The following is a 19,390-nucleotide window of genomic DNA, read 5'->3' on the forward strand; positions in this document are numbered from 1 at the left end:
GGCTTCGCCGGAAGAAGGTTTAAGTCAATTTTCTTTTGGTTGAGCCCTTTTGGCCATGATTTATAGAAAGGACTTTCCTATCTCTGGATGACAAATTTGGTACTCCTCGCAATCCCATTTTTAGTTAGCTGAAGAAAATACACCCCCTCAGCAAGATGCCTGACATCTAGTTTGGGTTCTTTGTTCATCGGATTCAAAACTTTTTGTCCATAGACATTCAGAATTTGTACTTCAGCAAATCCAAAGTCTTCAGTTGCTATATTGATAAATTCACTTGCCGGATTCGGATATACTTCGAAAGATGGTAAATCTATAGGTTTAATTCCAGCCAATAAGTCTAAGTCAAACGACCATAAATCTTTTACATCCCCCCCATCAGGGGTACCGCTGGTCAAGTAAATACTGCTCCCAATTAAAAAAGAACCCGGTGCCCACCTTCCACTACCGGGATGAGGAGGTAATTGACTCCAACTATCATTTTCAGGCGTATAAGCCCAAAACTCGCCGGTCTTAAGGTTTTGATGGTCTTCTCCCTGCCCACTGAGCAAGTATCCTTTTCCCTTGTAGGTGAATTGTGTCCCCGCTACCCTACCCTGAGAAGGTAAAGAAGCCACTTCTTGCCATTTATCCAGCTTAGGGTCATAACGAAACATGTCCTTGAAAATAAATGGTCCGCTGTGCCCAAAACCTACATAGATATATTCACCAACTTCAAAGAAAAACGGATGATGGCGCTTAAATCCCGGGAAACTGTCCTTCTGGCTCCAGGTCTGGGATTTGAGATCATAAGCCCACCAATCTTTGAGATCCCCCATTTGTCCACCTCCTGCGCCTACATATATTTTACCCTGATGAGCTACTAATGCAGGATGGGTCCTGCCAACACAAGGACATGAGGGTAATTGTTTCCATTTTTCTGTCGAAGGGTCGAATTCCCATAAATCCTTGAGATGACCTGATCTGGCCAAACCAAAACCAAGGTAGCCCTTGCCTTCATAGGCAACTCCGTAGGAATAGCCACGAGCTTCCCCAGGAAAGACAGCCAGCTCCTCCCAATCATTGGTCCCCGGATCATATCTCCAGACATCTTTAAAAACATCTGAGTTGTTCACGGTATTTCCTGTGGCAACATAACCTTTCCCGTCAAGGGTAAAAGTCACGGGATGGTTTCTTGCAAGAGCTCCGGCAGGCAAGGATTTTCGCTCTGTCCAGGATTGAGAATTTGTATTGTCGAGGATCAAAAGACCCAGGAAAATAATTGTGGCCAATTTATTCACTGTAAAATGGTACATGGTCAATTTTGCTTTTAATTTGAGTTTGAATCAGACAAAGAAACACGAATTGGAGAACCTTGTTTGGGATCAGAAGAACTTTAACAATTGGCAAGTATGCAATGAATTTAAAAATAAAATATATTTAATTGATTATAAATAAATTATATAGTAATAATAATTAATATATTAGATATTTCAACTTCATATCCACAAGTTATTCTGCAATTCTTTGGTGAGGGCTTACAAAATCAACAGGTCAATTGGGTGTACACATACCTTACAACGCTAAAACTTTCATCAATTAATTGATGCATTTCATCAACTATTTCATCCATTTCAAACTCATATTAAAAATTATTGTAATGTATAGATTATTAAGTTGCTAAATTTAATAATTAGTTTATAATTTTGTGGTCTAAACAAATTCAACAAAATGAAAAAGCTGACCATTTTCACCTTGTTGGGAATTTTGACTATAGCAATGGCATGCCAGCACGAAGGCATGGATTCCACAGATCAGGAGCTCGTCAAAGTTATCGGCAATCTTGAAGCCTATAAACTCCCTGCAAGTCACGAGTATGACAAAATACCACAATCACCCTCAAATCCCTTAACCAAGGAAAAAATTGAACTTGGCAACCTCCTTTACTTTGAGCCTGCCTTTGCAAACGAATCAAAGAACCATGCCAACAGATTCACTTTTACATGCAGCAGCTGCCACGTTGTAGAAGCAGGTTTCAGACCTGCTAGGATGCAGGGGATAGCAGATGGAGGTCTTGGATTTGGATTCCATGGTGAAAATCGTTTTAAATCTCCGATATATCCTGCTGATAGCATAGATGCCCAGGGTGCCAGGCCGCTCGCGACCATCAATACAGCTTTTGTAGAAAATTCCATGTGGAATGGATCCTTCGGTTCAGAAGGTGTAAATATAGGTACTGAAAATATGTGGGGTGTATTTGACCCGGGAACTGCCAGAAATAAAGAAAGATTAGGTACACTGGAAGGCCAGAACATTGAAGGTCTTATTGTGCATCGAATGCAATACACTCCTGAAATTGTAGCCGCAAATGGGTACAAGGATATGTTTGACAAGGCATTTCCGGACATCCCTGAGGCAGATCGGTATAATAGAAAAACTGCCAGTTTCGCAATATCTGCTTATTTGAGATCCATTACAACCGACCAGGCTCCATTCCAGAACTGGCTTAAAGGAGATTTTCATGCGATGAATGAGGAGGAAAAGAAAGGAGCCATTTTGTTTTTCGGAAAAGCCAATTGTGTTTCCTGTCACCATGAAAAGAATTTGGGTTCAATGAATTTTGCCGCGTTGGGCTTAAAGGATTTATATGAAAACGGTGGACTCAAAACAGGTCCTTCCGATAGAAGAAATCTAGGACGTGGCGGATTCACCGGAAGACCGGAAGACATGTTTAAATTCCGAACCCCTCAGTTGTACAACCTTGGTGACTCCGGACCTTATTTCCACGGTGGTACCAAGAAAACATTGAGAGAGGTTGTAGAGTATTTCAATAATGGAATTCCTGAAAATCCGCGCGTTCCAAAAGAACAACTCCACCCTTTCTTGCAACCACTTGGGCTTACTCCGGATGAAGTAACCCAATTAACCGCATTTCTAACAAATGGACTCAGGGATCCGAATCTGCTGCGATACAAACCAAAGCGAGTATTGTCGGGGTTGTGTTTTCCAAACAATGACCCATTGTCTAAAGAAGATATGGGTTGCAACTAAGCAACAAATACATTAAAAAGAATTTTTGAAACGGGCAATTTTAGCCCGTTTCTTCTTCCAAAAACATACGTACCCATCTGCTCATCCTTAATTCAATTATAAAGCAGATGGATTTTTTTACAAGTTCAATTTTATGAAATCAAATTTTAACTTCCCCTTATTATTGGTTTTATTGCTACTCAACTTTTCATTGTCTTCCTGTTTTTATGACAATGAAGAAAATTTGTATCCATCCGGTTCCGGCCCTTTGACAAATATTTCTTACTCAGAAGATATTGTTCCGCTCATTGACAACAGCTGCAATAAAAGTTGTCACGCAAGTGGTATTAGACAAGGAAATATTAATCTGGAGGGATATGACCAAATCAGACCTTATGCTTCAGGTGGATCATTGTTGGGGGCCATTAAGCAGTTGAATGGATTCAGTCCAATGCCCAAGGCAGGATCCAAACTGGCCGGTACTCAGATCCAATTGATAGAAACCTGGATCAAGGAAGGGATTAAAAATAATTAATGCTGCATTCAGCGTAAAGTGAGTTCCAATAAAAATAATTAGGCATGTATTTTATCGCATTCACGATCTGTTTACACATCTTCTGTTGATGAATGCCTACAACATAAATATCCGCTAACCTTTTCATCCATCAATCCCGGATTATGAAGTCTACATTTCAATCTAAATTCTTTCTGACGCCTTACCTCATTATTTTCTTCTCATTACAATTAAGTGCGCAAGAGGAATTACTTCAAATGCTTGGCGAGGAAGAGACCACTTCGTACACCATAGCCAGTTTTAAAACCAACCGAATCATTAATCTACACTCGATTGAAAATACTGCCAGCGGCGTGTTGGATTTTAAAATTCAGCATCGTTTTGGCTACCTGAACGGGGGAATTGAAGAATTTTTTGGAATAGACCAGGCTACTATGCGATTCGGATTTGACTATGGGGTGACCAATCGTTTACAAATCGGAGTAGGCAGAAGTAATTATGAAAAAACAATTGACGGATATCTTAAATTTAAATTACTCAGACAGTCATCGGGTCAAAAAAAGATGCCTCTCTCAGCAAGTATTGTGGCAGGATCCGCCATTAAAACAAACCGATGGCCGGAGCCGGATCGAAACAATTTATTTTCTTCCAGATTGAGTTATCATTTTCAGGTTCTGCTGGCCAGAAAATTTTCAGAAGGATTCTCCTTTCAATTAACCCCAACCGTAGTGCACAGGAATCTGGTGGCAACGAGTGCAGAAAAAAATGATGTGTATGCACTTGGCGCAGGTTTCCGCCAAAAGATCACCAAGCGAATATCCATCAACGCCGAATATATTTATGTACTTCCTGATCAATTGGCTCCGGATTTTAAAAACTCAATTTCTTTGGGTTTTGATATTGAGACAGGTGGACATGTATTCCAATTGCATTTCACAAACTCAACGGGCATGTTTGAACGCGCTTTTATTGCTGAAACCATCGGTGATGTTGGCAAAGGTGATATACGCTTTGGTTTTAACCTGAGCAGGGTGTTTACCTTGTCTAAACCCAAACCAAAAGAATGACCCCGTATTTCTGAAATCTGGAAAGAATTTCAGAATCCAAATTATTTTCTTTCTTCCCATTTTTTTAATCTTGGATTGCATTTAGGAACCTTCATGCCTCATTCTTCAAAGGTGGATTAACCAGTTGGAATGAATTCGGGATAAGCTAATCCTATGCTTTGGGTGAGTTTTCGTATTTTTGATGCCTAAAACGCAACCACATGATTCAGGCTTCCATCGCCTACCAGGCCAAATATAAAATTCGTATTCTCACAGCAGCCTCCCTTTTTGATGGCCATGATGCTGCCATTAACATCATGCGCAGGATCATGCAAAGCAGTGGTGCTGAAATCATTCACCTTGGTCATAACAGATCTGCTCTGGAGATTGTAGATGCAGCCATCCAGGAGGATGTCCAAGGCATAGCGATTACTTCCTACCAGGGCGGACACAACGAATTTTTCAAATACATCCATGATCTACTCAAAGAAAGAGGATGTGGACACATCAAGCTTTTTGGAGGCGGAGGTGGAACCATTTTACCTTCAGAAATTGAAGACTTGCATTCCTATGGCATAAATCGGATTTACAGTCCGGATGATGGACGCCATATGGGATTACAGGGAATGATCAATGATTTATTGTCTCAATGTGATTTTGAAACAGGAAGCTCCATTAATGGGGAAGTAAAAGCGCTTGGCAACAGGGATTTTAGAGCTATCGCCCGTTTAATTTCAGCCGTTGAAAATTTTCCTCAGGACGCAGATGCGTTGATCAGCAGCCTTGGCAAACCCAAATCAGATGTACAAACTCCCATACTTGGAATCACAGGGACCGGTGGAGCAGGAAAATCCAGTTTGGTGGATGAACTCATCCGAAGATTTGTACTGGACTTTCCGGAAAAAACCATAGCCATTCTTTCTGTTGATCCATCCAAACGAAAAACCGGGGGAGCACTTTTAGGTGACCGCATTCGCATGAATGCCATTCATCCAGAGTTTCATGGCGGAAGGGTGTATATGCGTTCATTGGCTACAAGACAAAGTAACCTTGCACTTTCTCCCCACATCAAAAATGCTCTTCAGATTCTCAAGGTCGCCAATTTTGATTTAATCGTTTTGGAAACCTCTGGCATTGGGCAAAGTGATACGGAAATAGTCGATTTCAGTAATGTCTCCCTCTATGTGATGACGCCTGAATATGGTGCTGCAACGCAATTGGAGAAAATAGATATGTTGGATTTTGCAGACATTGTGGCCATCAATAAGTTTGATAAAAGAGGTGCACAGGATGCGCTTCGTGATGTCCGCAAACAGTATCAGCGGAACAAACAATGGTGGGATAAATCACCGGACGAAATGCCTGTTTATGGAACGATAGCATCTCAATTCAATGATCCTGGAACCAACCACCTGTACAAATCGCTGATTTCACTGATTAAAGAAAAAACCGGCAGCGATCTGAATTCCACCATTGATATCCCAACTGGAGAATCGGAAAAAATCTACATCATTCCTCCAGGAAGAACGAGATACCTCTCTGAAATTTCTGAAAACAACAGAAAGTATGATGAGTGGGTGAACACTCAATCCTCCCTCGCGCATCAATGGCAATCTCTGGATGAATCTGTCCGATGGATGAAAGAGGATGAAACCATACAAACCAAACTAAAAAGTAAAATCGAATCCGTCAAAATAAATATGGACGGACAAGTTAGAGTATTGTTGGAAAGTTGGGAGGATAAAAAGAAAGCCTATGCTGCCGATGAATACATCTACAAAGTGCGCGACAAAGAAGTAAAAGTGGCTACAAAATCGCTTTCACTTTCGCTCACTAAAATCCCAAAAGTTGTACTGCCAAAATACCGCTCCTGGGGAGATATCCTCAGATGGTCCCTTCAGGAAAATGTTCCGGGAGAATTCCCTTATACAGCCGGTGTGTTTCCATTTAAACGAAAAGAAGAAGATCCTACAAGAATGTTTGCCGGAGAAGGTGGCCCGGAGCGAACCAATAGGAGATTTCATTATGTCAGTGTAGACATGCCAGCTAACAGGTTAAGCACCGCATTTGATTCCGTAACTTTATATGGAGAGGATCCAGATTATCGTCCGGACATTTATGGTAAAGTTGGAAACAGCGGTGTAAGTATATGTTCGCTGGATGATGCCAAAAAATTGTACAGTGGATTTGACCTGTGTGATCCAAGGACTTCGGTGAGTATGACCATCAATGGTCCCGCTGCAACCATCTGTGCTTTCTTTATGAATGTGGCCATTGACCAACAATGTGAGCTATATATCAAGGCTAATAATTTGCAGAATAAAGTTGAAGCTGCATTTAAAAGAAAATACGATGATAAAAATTTACCCAGACCAAAATATGTCGGTGAATTACCTCCCGGAAATAATGGACTTGGTTTGATGTTATTAGGTCTTACCGGAGATGAAGTTCTGGATCAGGACATTTACCATCAGTTGAAAGCGAAAGCACTTAAATCGGTCCGGGGCACCGTGCAGGCGGATATTCTTAAAGAAGATCAGGCACAAAACACCTGTATTTTCTCTACTGAATTTTCATTAAAACTGATGGGGGATGTTCAGGAGTATTTTATTCGCCATGCAGTGCGCAATTTTTATTCTGTCTCCATCAGTGGTTATCACATTGCGGAAGCGGGTGCAAATCCAATTTCACAATTGGCCTTTACGCTTTCCAATGGATTCACTTTTGTGGAATATTATTTATCGAGAGGAATGAACATTGATGATTTTGCACCAAACCTCTCCTTCTTTTTTTCCAATGGCGTAGATCCTGAATATGCAGTGATCGGCAGAGTGGCGCGAAGAATATGGGCTAAGGCGATGAAGCATAAATACAAAGCAAATGAACGCTCTCAAATGCTCAAATACCATATTCAAACATCCGGAAGATCTCTGCATGCACAAGAAATAAGTTTTAATGACATTCGCACTACCCTGCAGGCCTTGTATGCGATTTACGACAATTGCAATTCGTTGCATACCAATGCCTACGATGAAGCGATCACTACACCTACTGAAGAATCGGTAAGAAGAGCCATGGCCATTCAGTTAATCATTAACAACGAACTGGGTCTGGCTAAAAATGAAAATCCGCTTCAGGGATCTTTTATCATTGAAGAACTGACGGATTTGGTAGAAGAGGCGGTGTTATCAGAATTTGATCGGATTTCAGAGCGGGGTGGAGTGTTGGGAGCGATGGAAACCATGTACCAAAGAAGCAAGATTCAGGAAGAGAGTTTATATTATGAAACCTTGAAACATACCGGAGAGTATCCACTGATTGGAGTCAATACATTTTTGTCCAAAGATGGATCTCCAACCATTTTGCCCAAAGAAGTAATACGCGCTACTGAAGAAGAAAAAGTAGATCAGATCAAATCTCTTGAAAATCTTAAAAAGGTCAACGAAGATATTTCTGCTGCCGCACTTCGCAGTTTGCAAATAGCTGCTGTCCACCACGACAATATTTTCAATCATCTGATGGAAGCAGTAAAGAGTTGTTCTCTGGGACAAATCACCACCGCACTTTACGCTGTCGGCGGAAAATATCGACGTAATATGTGAGCCATTCTTGAGCCACACAAGGTGGCTCAAGAATGGCGAACCATAAACCAGGTTTTCCCCAAGAAAACTTGGTTTATGGCTTGTAGAAAACCCCGAGTGAAAAAATATCGCTGCCTACCGATAAAACCTTGAGATACAAAGCCACACAAGGTGGCTCAAGAATGGCGAACCATAAACCAGGTTTTCCCCAAGAAAACTTGGTTTATGGCTTGTAGAAAACCACGAGTGAAAAAATATCGCTGCCTACCGATAAATCCTTAAGATAAAGAGCCACACAAGGTGGGAGGAAGAAATGAGTTAATTTGAAAATGAGTTAATTTGAAAATTGAATCGCATGATCGATAACTCAGGTATTTTGAGTTAATTTGAAAAACCATTTTTACTAAACGATAATGCCAAGCTAAACAGAGCCGCACAAAGTGGGAGGAAGAAATGAGTTAATTTGAAAATGAGATAATTTGAAAATGGAAGGACAGGATCGATAACTCAGGTACTTTGAGCTAATTTGAGAAACCAATTTTACCAAACGATAATGCCAAGCTAAACAGAGCTACACAAAGTGGGAGGAAGAAATGAGTTAATTTGAAAATGAGATAATTTGAAAATGGAAGGACAGGATCGATAACTCAGGTACTTTGAGCTAATTTGAAAAACCAATTTTACCAAACGATAATGCCAAGCTAAACAGAGCCGCACAAAGTGGGAGGAAGAAATGAGTTAATTTGAAAATGAGATAATTTGAAAATGGAAGGACAGGATCGATAACTCTGGTACTTTGAGCTAATTTGAAAACCAATTTTACCAAACGATAATGCCAAGCTAAACAGAGCTACACAAGGTGGGAGGAAGAAATGAGTTAATTTGAAAATGGAAGGACAGGATCGATAACTCAGGTATTTTGAGTTAATTTGAAAAACCATTTTTACTAAACGATAATGCCAAGCTAAACAGAGCCGCACAAAGTGGGAGGAAGAAATGAGTTAATTTGAAAATGAGATAATTTGAAAATGGAAGGACAGGATCGATAACTCAGGTACTTTGAGCTAATTTGAAAAACCAATTTTACCAAACGATAATGCCAAGCTAAACAGAGCCGCACAAAGTGGGAGGAAGAAATGAGTTAATTTGAAAATGAGTTAATTTGAAAATGGAAGGACAGGATCGATAACTCAGGTATTTTGAGTTAATTTGAAAAACCATTTTTACTAAACGATAATGCCAAGCTAAACAGAGCCGCACAAAGTGGGAGGAAGAAATGAGTTAATTTGAAAATGAGTTAATTTGAAAATGGAAGGACAGGATCGATAACTCAGGTACTTTGAGCTAATTTGAGAAACCAATTTTACCAAACGATAATGCCAAGCTAAACAGAGCTACACAAAGTGGGAGGAAGAAATGAGTTAATTTGAAAATGAGATAATTTGAAAATGGAAGGACAGGATCGATAACTCAGGTACTTTGAGCTAATTTGAAAAACCAATTTTACCAAACGATAATGCCAAGCTAAACAGAGCCGCACAAAGTGGGAGGAAGAAATGAGTTAATTTGAAAATGAGATAATTTGAAAATGGAAGGACAGGATCGATAACTCTGGTACTTTGAGCTAATTTGAAAAACCAATTTTACCAAACGATAATGCCAAGCTAAACAGAGCTACACAAGGTGGGAGGAAGAAATGAGTTAATTTGAAAATGGAAGGACAGGATCGATAACTCAGGTATTTTGAGTTAATTTGAAAAACCATTTTTACTAAACGATAATGCCAAGCTAAACAGAGCCGCACAAAGTGGGAGGAAGAAATGAGTTAATTTGAAAATGAGATAATTTGAAAATGGAAGGACAGGATCGATAACTCAGGTACTTTGAGCTAATTTGAAAAACCAATTTTACCAAACGATAATGCCAAGCTAAACAGAGCCGCACAAAGTGGGAGGAAGAAATGAGTTAATTTGAAAATGAGTTAATTTGAAAATGGAAGGACAGGATCGATAACTCAGGTATTTTGAGTTAATTTGAAAAACCATTTTTACTAAACGATAATGCCAAGCTAAACAGAGCCGCACAAAGTGGGAGGAAGAAATGAGTTAATTTGAAAATGAGTTAATTTGAAAATGGAATACATGATTGACCAGGAACAAGAACATTATGAGAAATGAGAAAATTTGAAAATGTGTTAATTTGAAAATGGTAGGGCAGGATTAATAACTATAGTATAATGTGCTAATTTTAAAATTGAAGTTTATACTCGTAAATTAAAGTAGAATAAGAATTAGAAAATTTAAAAATAATAAAACAGCAGAATTTTTTTATCAAAATGTAAACACACCCAATTAATTCCAATTACTTATTTTCATCTGTCGTTTTAAATCGATTTATTATCCCATTCATAATCATCACACCAAGCAATATAAAGCTAAAACCAAGCAGGTCATTCCATGCGAGACTCTCGCCATCCATCCATCCGACCACCAATGAAACCAAGGGCATCAGATAAGTCACACTGGCAGCAAATAAAACATGGACCCTTTGAATCAAAACGTTAAACAGAGCCATTGCTACGGCACTACCCAGAACACTTAATGCCAACAAATGATAAAATGCATTTCCCTGCGATATGGCAACTGGAATTTGATGGAATGCGCCACTCATGTAGGCAATTGGAATGCATAGCACCAATAAAGAAACATACATCAGTGCGGTCATCTGAAGGCCAGGAAAATCTCCCAACCGTGTCTTGATGATGTTCCCGTTTAAACCATAGAAAAAAGGAACTGTAAATGCTACTATCAAATAAAAGCCATCTGCTTTTAATTCCGCATTGGGCTTTAACAATATCAAACAAAAAGCTCCTGCCAATGCCAGAATGGTTCCGGTAAGTTTGATGCGATCATTTTTAATTCCATAGAACATTACGCCAATGGCAAAAGTGCAAATAGGGGTGAATGCATTCACAATACCGGCAAGCGAACTGGAAATTTTTTGCTGCGCAAAAGGGTATAGAAAGGCAGGTAAAAAGGATCCTATAAGTCCTACAAAAAAAATAGTACCAAAATATTTAAGAGGAATAATCCGTATGGCTTTTAATAAAAAAGGGCTCAACGCAATCGCAGAAAAAAACATTCGTAGACTGGCCACCTGAGTTGGATTAAAAGACACCAAACTGTGTTTGATAAAATAGTAACTGAATCCCCAAATGATGGTGAGTATGATTAACAGCGACCATGCAAAAAGATCGGGCTTTTTTTCTGACATTTTTTAAATTCTGGCCGGCAAAGATAGCCATTATATTTACCAATCCAAGGTTGATCAAATTAGCTGAGTATGCATAATATATCAAGCACCCTTCGTTATTTAACTTTTATGAAAAGAAAATCACACAATACTTGCAACGAAATGCCGTTTTGATAATCTTAAAAAAGGTTATAAAACGAAGTATGTTCAGAATGTTAGCTGCGGTGATTCTTTTCACCATATTTATCCCAACTATACAGGCGCAAAGATTTACTGTGCATGGTACGGTCACCGATCAAAAATCAGGCGAACAGTTAATAGCCGCAAGTATTTTTGACATGATAAGTCTGGATGGAGCCAACTCAAATAACTATGGATTTTATTCACTTTCCTTAAAACAAGGAAAAATAAAACTCAAATGCGCGTACGTAGGGTATGAAGAAAAATTAATAGAGTTTGTCTTAAATAAGGATACATTAATCAATATTCAACTCAATCAGGGACTCACCTTACAAGAAGTGGAAATTGTATCTTCAAGAGAAGAACGAATTGAAAGATCGACGCGCATGAGCACCATCGATGTTCCTATTGAACAAATAAAAAAAGTACCTGCGTTATTTGGCGAAGTGGATGTATTGAAAGCTTTGCAACTACTTCCCGGTGTAAATGGAGGTTCGGAAGGAACGAGCGGATTGTACGTGCGTGGTGGAAGTCCTGATCAAAATCTGATTTTACTGGATGGCACCCCGGTCTACAATGTCTACCATTTGGGTGGAATATTTTCGGTTTTCAATGCGGATGCTTTAAAAAATGTCAGCCTCACTAAAGGAGGTTTTCCTGCAAGATATGGTGGTCGACTTTCTTCCATTCTTGAAATAAACATGAAAGAAGGAAATATGACAAGTTTTCACGGCGAAGGAGGGATTGGAATTATTTCTTCAAGATTGGCGCTGGAAGGGCCTATAGTTAAAAACAAAGCCTCCTTCATGATCTCAGGACGACGAACCTATCTGGACGTAATCGCAGCACCATTTCTGGCTGCCTCTCAAACAGATGAAGAAAAGGTTGATTTAGGATTGCATTTCTATGATCTGAATGCCAAAATGAATTGGATTATTAATCCGAAACACAGACTTTATCTAAGTGGTTATCTGGGAGAAGACTTGTTTTCAACAGGTATTGAGTCAAAGGAAGTGGGTACGGACTACACTAAAACAGATGCCGGAATTGACTGGGGAAATATTACGACTGCCTTGCGCTGGAACTACAACATCAATCCAAAATTATTCGCCAACACTTCCCTAAATTACAGTAAATACCAATTTAATTTTCGAGCCGGATATGAGGAACAAACCAATAAACAAAAAGAAGCCATTTCTGCCGTTTATCTAAGTGGAATAGAAGACTACACCCTTAAAACGGATTTTGACTATGCGCCACTTCCCAATCATTCCGTTAAGTTTGGAAGTCAAATCATCCGACATAGATATAATCCGGGCGCCTCACAATTCAAGAGCAATGTTTTTGGTTCAGCCATTGATACAACACTGGGAGATGCTTCACTTTGGGCTACTGAGTCTTCTCTTTATGCAGAAGACGACATGCGGTTTGGTAGCCTGGGATTGAATCTTGGTGTACACACGAGTGGCTTTTATGTTCAACAAAAATTCTTTACCTCCCTCCAACCAAGAATTGCTGCAAGATATCTGCTTCGCAATGATTTTACAGTAAAGGCATCTTTCGCGACGATGACACAATACATCAATCTATTGACGAATGAAGGCGCAGGACTTCCTTCCGATCTTTGGGTTCCAAGCACAAAAAATATTCAACCTCAAAACTCCTGGCAATCAGCCGTGGGTTTAGTTAAAGTATTTAAAGAAGACTATGAATGCAGTGTAGAAGCGTACTATAAAAAAATGAATCGGGTACTTTCCTATAAAGAAGGAGCCAGCTTTTTTGAAGGGAACAGTTCGTGGGAAGACCGAGTTACGCAAGGAGAAGGCGAAGCCTATGGCATGGAATTTTTTGTTCAAAAGAAAAAAGGCAAATTCAACGGTTGGATTGGTTACACCTTATCCTGGAATTATCGTCAGTTTGACGAAATCAACAGCGGCAATAAATACAGATTCCGATATGATCGCCGACATGATTTTGAAATTGTGGCCAATTACCAAATTACCAAAACGTGGGCCATATCGGGAAGTTGGCAGTATGCCACAGGAAATGCCATCACCCTACCATTATTAAAATATCAAACTTTCGATCCTTTTAATTTCTATAATTTTGAAATTGAAATTCAAGGAGAAAAAAATGGATATACGATGCCTCATTATCACAGATTAGACCTGAGTGTTGAATATCGTCAGAAAAGAAAAAAATTCGAAGAGGCCTGGGTCTTTGGTGTGTACAACGCTTATGCCAGAGCAAATCCATTTTTTATCACTACCGATAGAGAATATGATGGCAGAGAATACAAAACGGTATTTAAACAAGTAGCATTACTTCCACTCATCCCAAATATCAGTTACCAATTTAAATTTTAATCCAATGAAATCTATATATCTTTTTTTAGTTTTCAGTTTTGTGTTGTTGAGTTCTTGTCAGGATTTTTTTTACAAAGATGTTGAAATTGAAGTAGATAAATTTCCGCCTGGTTATGCCATGACAGCTTTATGGGCAAATGATGAAAACGGAAATTCCATACTTGTATCTGATGCTGTCGGAATCCTGGAAAAATCTCCTGAGCCCGTTGACTCAAGTCAATTGCAATTGTCGATTAATCAAAAACTATATGGCAATTATAAAATAGGAAAAGGAACCTGGAAAATACCTTCCTTTCCTTTGGCAGCAGGTGATGTGGTGGACCTCAAATTAAATATTCAAGACAAAGCAGTCTTGGAATCCATTCAGACAATGCCCGACTCCATTAATATTCTCAACGTCAAATTCATCAGAGATTCGCTCGTAAAAGGATTCGACCAGTCGTATTATGATTTTTTCAAGATCAGAATTAAAGATGACGCTGCATCCCATAACTACTACAAGGTAAATGCATATTATGTCTACGATTTGGAGGAAGACAGTACCAACATTCAATACGAAAGCAGATTTATGGAAGCTGTGGATTTATCACGTACGGATGGCGAAATCATCAAAGATGATTTTTTTAATGGCAAAGAATATGAGTTGATCTTCAGGACATACAGCTATGATCCCGGATATAAACTTATAGGAATACTCCTAGATTGTCATAATTTAAGCAAAGATTACTATTTGTTTGAAAGTTCAAAAATAAGGTCTTCTTACAGTAATGGCAATCCATTTGCAGAGCCGACTACCATTCACCAAAATATAAAAAATGGGTATGGGATTTTTGGATTGTCAAATAAAACCAGATACCTGATCAGGATATAGACAAATTATCATATTTTTGGACAACTATACAATCCAGCTAAATATGAAAACAAATCTACTTGTCTTTGCCTGTCTGATGATCTCTGTTGCTTTATCAGCCCAATCTCCTAAAAAGGCACTCTATGAACACTTTACCCAGGCATCCTGCCCACCCTGTGCATCGGTAAATCCAGTTCTCCATCCAATATTGGACCGAAATAAAGATAAAGTAGTTCAAATTACCCACCAGGTGAGTTGGCCTGGATATGATCCAATGAACGAAGACAATCCGTCCGAAGTAGCCAACAGAGTCAGCTATTATGGGACGAATGCAGTTCCCTCCGGATTTTTGGAAGGAAAAAAAGTCCAGTTGACCCCATCCATTAGTGTTACGGATGATTTGCTGCAACAAGCTGCTGAAGCGGCATCTAATTATGACCTGGAAATAATTCCTAAACTAAATGCGGGCATTAATGAATTGGATGTGGAAGTAAAAGTGAAACTTACCGATGCAATGGTCGGAAGACCTGTCCTGCGGGTAGTGGTAATGGAAAAAGTGATTCGCTTTACTAAAGCTCCTGGAACTAACGGAGAAAAAGAGTTTTTTCATGTAGTAAAGAAATTTCTTCCAGGTACGGCCGGAACGGTAATTGCAGATCTCACCATAAAAGGAGACACAAGAGTTTACAATTTCAATTACAAATTTAACAATCTCTATGATTTTAAAAATTTAGAGGTCGCTGCGTTTATTCAAAATGACCTTACCAAAGAAGCCTTGCAAGCCGCTAATACAGAGGTAACTTTTCCACAAACTCAGGGAATTGATTTGGTATTAAGATCCGGAACACCCAGCAATACTGCAGAGATAAAAACAATTTGTGCCACCAAAACATTTCCGACGGTTAATTTCATGAACATTGGAAATACTCCAATCACAAAAATTTTGTTTCGTTATTCCTGCAACAACGGTCCTGTTTCAGAATACAATTGGACCGGTAACATAGCCTATCTTGCAGAAAAGACGATTGCCCTTGGTGAATTAGAAATTCCTTTTATCCGCAAGAGTGGAAATTCTATCCATGTGGTAGCTGTGGAAATAAATGGCAATCCGGATGTCGATCCAGCCAACAACATTTTGGACATTGCCTTTGAAGCACCTCCGGCAACAACGCTAAATTCAAGGATTGAAATCAAACCATTATCCAAACCGGATTTGATCAGTTTTGAACTTTCTGATGACGCGGGAATTGTCATCCTTAAAGATGGACCTTTTGCAAATAATACTTTAAAATCTTATCCGCTTACACTGGATAAAGACAGATGTTACAAATTATCCATAAACAATCGTCACGTTAGTGTGAATGGTACAGCAAGATTATTTGACGAGAACAATAATCTGTTGTTCAACACTTCTCTTTCCAGCCAAAAAGTATTTACCAATGATTTTACTACCTACGAACTGGTTACACAGTCTTCAAATCCTACAAATGAAATTAATCATTTCGATATCCTGCCAAATCCAGCAAGGGAAGAGATAAATCTAAGTTGGTATTCAGAAAGGAATCAGGATGCTCAATTGAGCATTATTACCACGCAAGGTGCAACCATATTAAATAACAAAATCAAAATGACTTCAGGCGCAAATTTCATTACCATGAGAGATGGAAGAATTTTACCTGGCGTTTATCTTGTGCAAATCAAAACTAAAAATCAATCGTTCATTAAAAAATTGATCGTTCAAAAATAGTTTTGCTTTATTCTGTCTTTGTAAAAAAGCTTTAAACAAGATTAAATTCAATTAAAGGCCTTTTCTACCAACTCAATAAGTTGGGCATCGTGTACTTTTTTATAACCGACGGCAGTAGATGCACTGGCTGGTCTGGAAATGTAATTAATGGGACCAAAAGTCCAGTGGGTTCTAAGATGGTTTGCAGCGCCCATATTGGCCGGCTCTTCCTGCACCCAATGGAATGAAGCTTTTGAAAAATCATGGCACAATTTTTCCAGTTGCTTTTCCGGAAAAGGGTAAAGTTGTTCTAAACGGACGATCATCACTTTTTCCATATTGTTCTTCTCCTGGTAGGCCAATAGATCATAATACACCTGACCGGAACATAGGAGAACTTTTTGAATCGCTTTCTTGTCCTTGATATCAGGAATAAGTAATTCTTTAAAATTATTGCCCTCTAAAAATTCTTCACGACTTGAAATACACTTTGGAAGTCTGAACAAAGACTTGGGAGACATTACAATTAAAGGTTTTCTGAAATCGAAACTCAATTGTCTTCTCAACAAATGAAAATAGTTGGCCGGTGTGGAAACATTAGCTACTATGATATTAAGTTCGGCTGCTGCCTGAAGATATCTTTCTAATCTTCCTGAAGAATGCTCCGGACCCTGACCATCATAACCATGAGGCAACAATAGAACCAAACCAGTCATTCTGTTCCATTTTACTTCAGCAGTGGCAATATACTGATCAAAAATTACCTGCGCGCCATTGGCAAAATCTCCAAACTGTGCTTCCCAAATGACCAAATGATTTGGAGTCGCGAGAGAATATCCATACTCAAATCCAAGCACCGCAAATTCAGACAAAAGAGAATTATAGATAAAGAACTTTCCTTGTCGATCTGAAATGGAAGAAAGTCTGTTGTATTCTGTATTGTTCTCTTCATCAAACAACACAGCATGCCGGTGTGAAAATGTACCACGCTTAACATCCTGTCCGCTTAATCTGACATTCTTACCTTCTTCCAGCAAACTTGCATAAGCCATAAGTTCTGCGGTGGCCCAATCAAACTGATTGCTGTCGGTCATTTTTTTCCAGGAGGTAATCAATCGGTTGACTTTAGGCAAGACATTAAAATTATCTGGCGTACTGAGTAACTTACCCAACAAAAAATCAAATTTATCCAATGAAATACCCGTAACCGGACTGTGTTCAAAATCCATTGCCGTTACCCTTTTACGTAGGGCCCTCCAGGCTAACTCAGGTTCCTGATAGCTGTAAGGAAGTGGATTTTGCTTTACCTGGTCCAATCTCTCCTGAAGTAAATTCCAGAAGTTTTGCTCCATTTCTTCCGCAAGTTTTTTCTCCACTTCTCCTCTCTTAGTCAATACGGAAATATACTGGTCTCGGACATTGGGATGATTTTGTATGATGTCATACATTTCAGGTTGTGTAAATTTAGGATCATCCCCTTCATTATGTCCATGTCTTCGGTAACAGACCATGTCTATAAAAACATCCGCATTAAATTCCTGACGATAAGCGATTGCTAATTCTGACGCATACACCACAGCCTCCGGGTCATCACCGTTGACATGAAAAACAGGCGCCTGAACCAAACTTGCCACACTTGTGGAATAGGTAGAGGATCTTGCGTCATCAAAATCAGTGGTAAAACCAATTTGATTGTTGATCACAAAATGTATGGTTCCTCCTGTATAAAAACCTTCCAACTGAGACATCTGCAAGGTTTCGTAAACGATTCCCTGACCAGCAACCGCAGCATCACCGTGAATCAATATAGGTAGTATCTTGTCGTAGTCAGATTGGTAGAGCAAATCTGCCTTGGCCCTGGACAATCCCTCCACAACTGGATCTACGGATTCGAGGTGTGAGGGGTTTGGAGCCAATTTTAGCTGCACCATTTTACCAGAGGTGGTTTTAATTTGTGAAGACAGCCCAAGATGATATTTCACATCTCCTGAACCAAAACTAAGGTCCGGCACTGCAGTTCCTTCAAATTCGCTAAAAATCTGTTCATATGTCTTCCCCATGATGTTTGCCAAAACGTTAAGTCTTCCCCGATGTGCCATTCCAATGACCACCTCCTCAACCCCCAATTCAGCGCCTGAATTAATCAATGCATCCAAAGCAGGAATGGTACTTTCGCCTCCCTCCAGGGAAAATCTTTTCTGCCCCACATACTTGGTGTGAAGAAATTTTTCAAAAATCACAGAACCATTCAAACGCTCTAAAATTCTTTTCTTTTGTGCTAATCCTAAACCATAATCCGAAGCAGACAATGGTCGGGATTCAATTTTATTTTGAAGCCAAATTCTTCTTTCGCGGTCTTCAATGTGGGAAATTTCAAATCCAATTTTACGGCAATAAATACTTTCCAGATGGTCAAGAATCCTTTCGAGGGTTGCATTAGCTAACCCCAGCTCTTTTCCTGCCTGCACAGGAACGTTCATGTCCTCATCCGTCAATCCATAGTCCTGAAGACTAAGGTGGGCCTTGCGGTCCCTGCGGGGCCTTATGGGGTTGGTGTCAGACAATAGATGTCCTCTGTTTCTATACCCATGGATAAGCGACAAAATAGCCAACTCCTTATGGATCTGACCATTTCCTGAGGTGGTAACTGAATCTCCGCCCTCTTGTCGTCCCAATTCAAATCCTTTAAAAAAAAGTCCCCAATCTGCTTCTACCGCATTAGGGTCTGATTTCCAGGTCTGATATAAGTTTTCAAGGAATGCCGGATGGGCATTAGCCAAAAAAGAAAAGTCTTTCATAATTTGCGATTTGTTAAAAAGGGCTTGATGTGCCACTTTCCCAACTCTTGCAAAAAAACATAAAATGCACC

10 protein-coding genes are annotated in these 19,390 nt (G+C 39.4%); 7 read left to right on the forward strand and 3 right to left on the reverse strand.

The annotated features are described in order from the left end of the window. Positions 1 to 77: 77 nt before the first annotated feature. Positions 78 to 1,292 (reverse strand): T9SS type A sorting domain-containing protein, encoded by a 1,215-nt coding sequence (locus tag IPJ83_15595; protein ID MBK7881962.1) that lies wholly within the window; start codon positions 1,290 to 1,292, stop codon positions 78 to 80. Positions 1,293 to 1,707: 415 nt separating this feature from the next. On the opposite strand from IPJ83_15595, the gene IPJ83_15600 reads away from it, so the two are divergent. The 4 genes from IPJ83_15600 (at position 1,708) to IPJ83_15615 (ending at position 8,168) form a co-directional block, all read left to right on the forward strand. Continuing rightward, positions 1,708 to 3,027, forward strand: a complete 1,320-nt coding sequence (locus IPJ83_15600) for a hypothetical protein (protein MBK7881963.1) — start codon at positions 1,708 to 1,710, stop codon at positions 3,025 to 3,027. A 133-nt stretch (positions 3,028 to 3,160) separates the two neighbouring features. Next, positions 3,161 to 3,541, forward strand: a complete 381-nt coding sequence (locus IPJ83_15605) for a hypothetical protein (protein ID MBK7881964.1) — start codon at positions 3,161 to 3,163, stop codon at positions 3,539 to 3,541. A 173-nt stretch (positions 3,542 to 3,714) separates the two neighbouring features. Next, complete coding sequence (locus IPJ83_15610) at positions 3,715 to 4,587, forward strand: hypothetical protein (protein ID MBK7881965.1); 873 nt, start codon at positions 3,715 to 3,717, stop codon at positions 4,585 to 4,587. A gap of 200 nt (positions 4,588 to 4,787) precedes the next feature. Then, positions 4,788 to 8,168: a methylmalonyl-CoA mutase family protein gene (locus IPJ83_15615; GenBank protein ID MBK7881966.1), complete on the forward strand. Its 3,381-nt coding sequence runs from the start codon at positions 4,788 to 4,790 to the stop codon at positions 8,166 to 8,168. A 2,340-nt stretch (positions 8,169 to 10,508) separates the two neighbouring features. Here the strand turns inward: IPJ83_15615 and IPJ83_15620 are convergent. Then, a complete protein-coding gene (locus IPJ83_15620; protein MBK7881967.1) occupies positions 10,509 to 11,420 on the reverse strand; it encodes an EamA family transporter in 912 nt (303 codons plus the stop codon). 182 nt (positions 11,421 to 11,602) lie between these two features. Between IPJ83_15620 and IPJ83_15625 the strand changes: the two genes are divergently transcribed. The 3 genes from IPJ83_15625 to IPJ83_15635 are packed head-to-tail and all read left to right on the forward strand — an operon-like array spanning position 11,603 to position 16,542. Next, entirely contained in the window at positions 11,603 to 13,945 is a 2,343-nt protein-coding gene (locus IPJ83_15625) for a TonB-dependent receptor plug domain-containing protein (protein MBK7881968.1), read from the forward strand. Positions 13,946 to 13,949: 4 nt separating this feature from the next. Next, a complete protein-coding gene (locus IPJ83_15630) occupies positions 13,950 to 14,816 on the forward strand; it encodes a DUF4249 family protein (GenBank protein MBK7881969.1) in 867 nt (288 codons plus the stop codon). A gap of 43 nt (positions 14,817 to 14,859) precedes the next feature. Beyond that, positions 14,860 to 16,542 carry a T9SS type A sorting domain-containing protein gene (locus IPJ83_15635; protein MBK7881970.1) on the forward strand — a complete coding sequence of 561 codons (1,683 nt, stop codon included), beginning with the start codon at positions 14,860 to 14,862 and terminating at the stop codon, positions 16,540 to 16,542. A 47-nt stretch (positions 16,543 to 16,589) separates the two neighbouring features. Here IPJ83_15635 and IPJ83_15640 read toward each other — a convergent pair whose 3' ends face one another. After that, positions 16,590 to 19,319, reverse strand: coding sequence for a 2-oxoglutarate dehydrogenase E1 component (locus IPJ83_15640; GenBank protein ID MBK7881971.1), 2,730 nt, complete (start codon positions 19,317 to 19,319; stop codon positions 16,590 to 16,592). Positions 19,320 to 19,390: the final 71 nt, after the last annotated feature.

It is taken from the genome of Candidatus Vicinibacter proximus (assembly GCA_016713905.1).
In the GTDB taxonomy this organism is placed as follows: domain Bacteria; phylum Bacteroidota; class Bacteroidia; order Chitinophagales; family Saprospiraceae; genus Vicinibacter; species Vicinibacter proximus.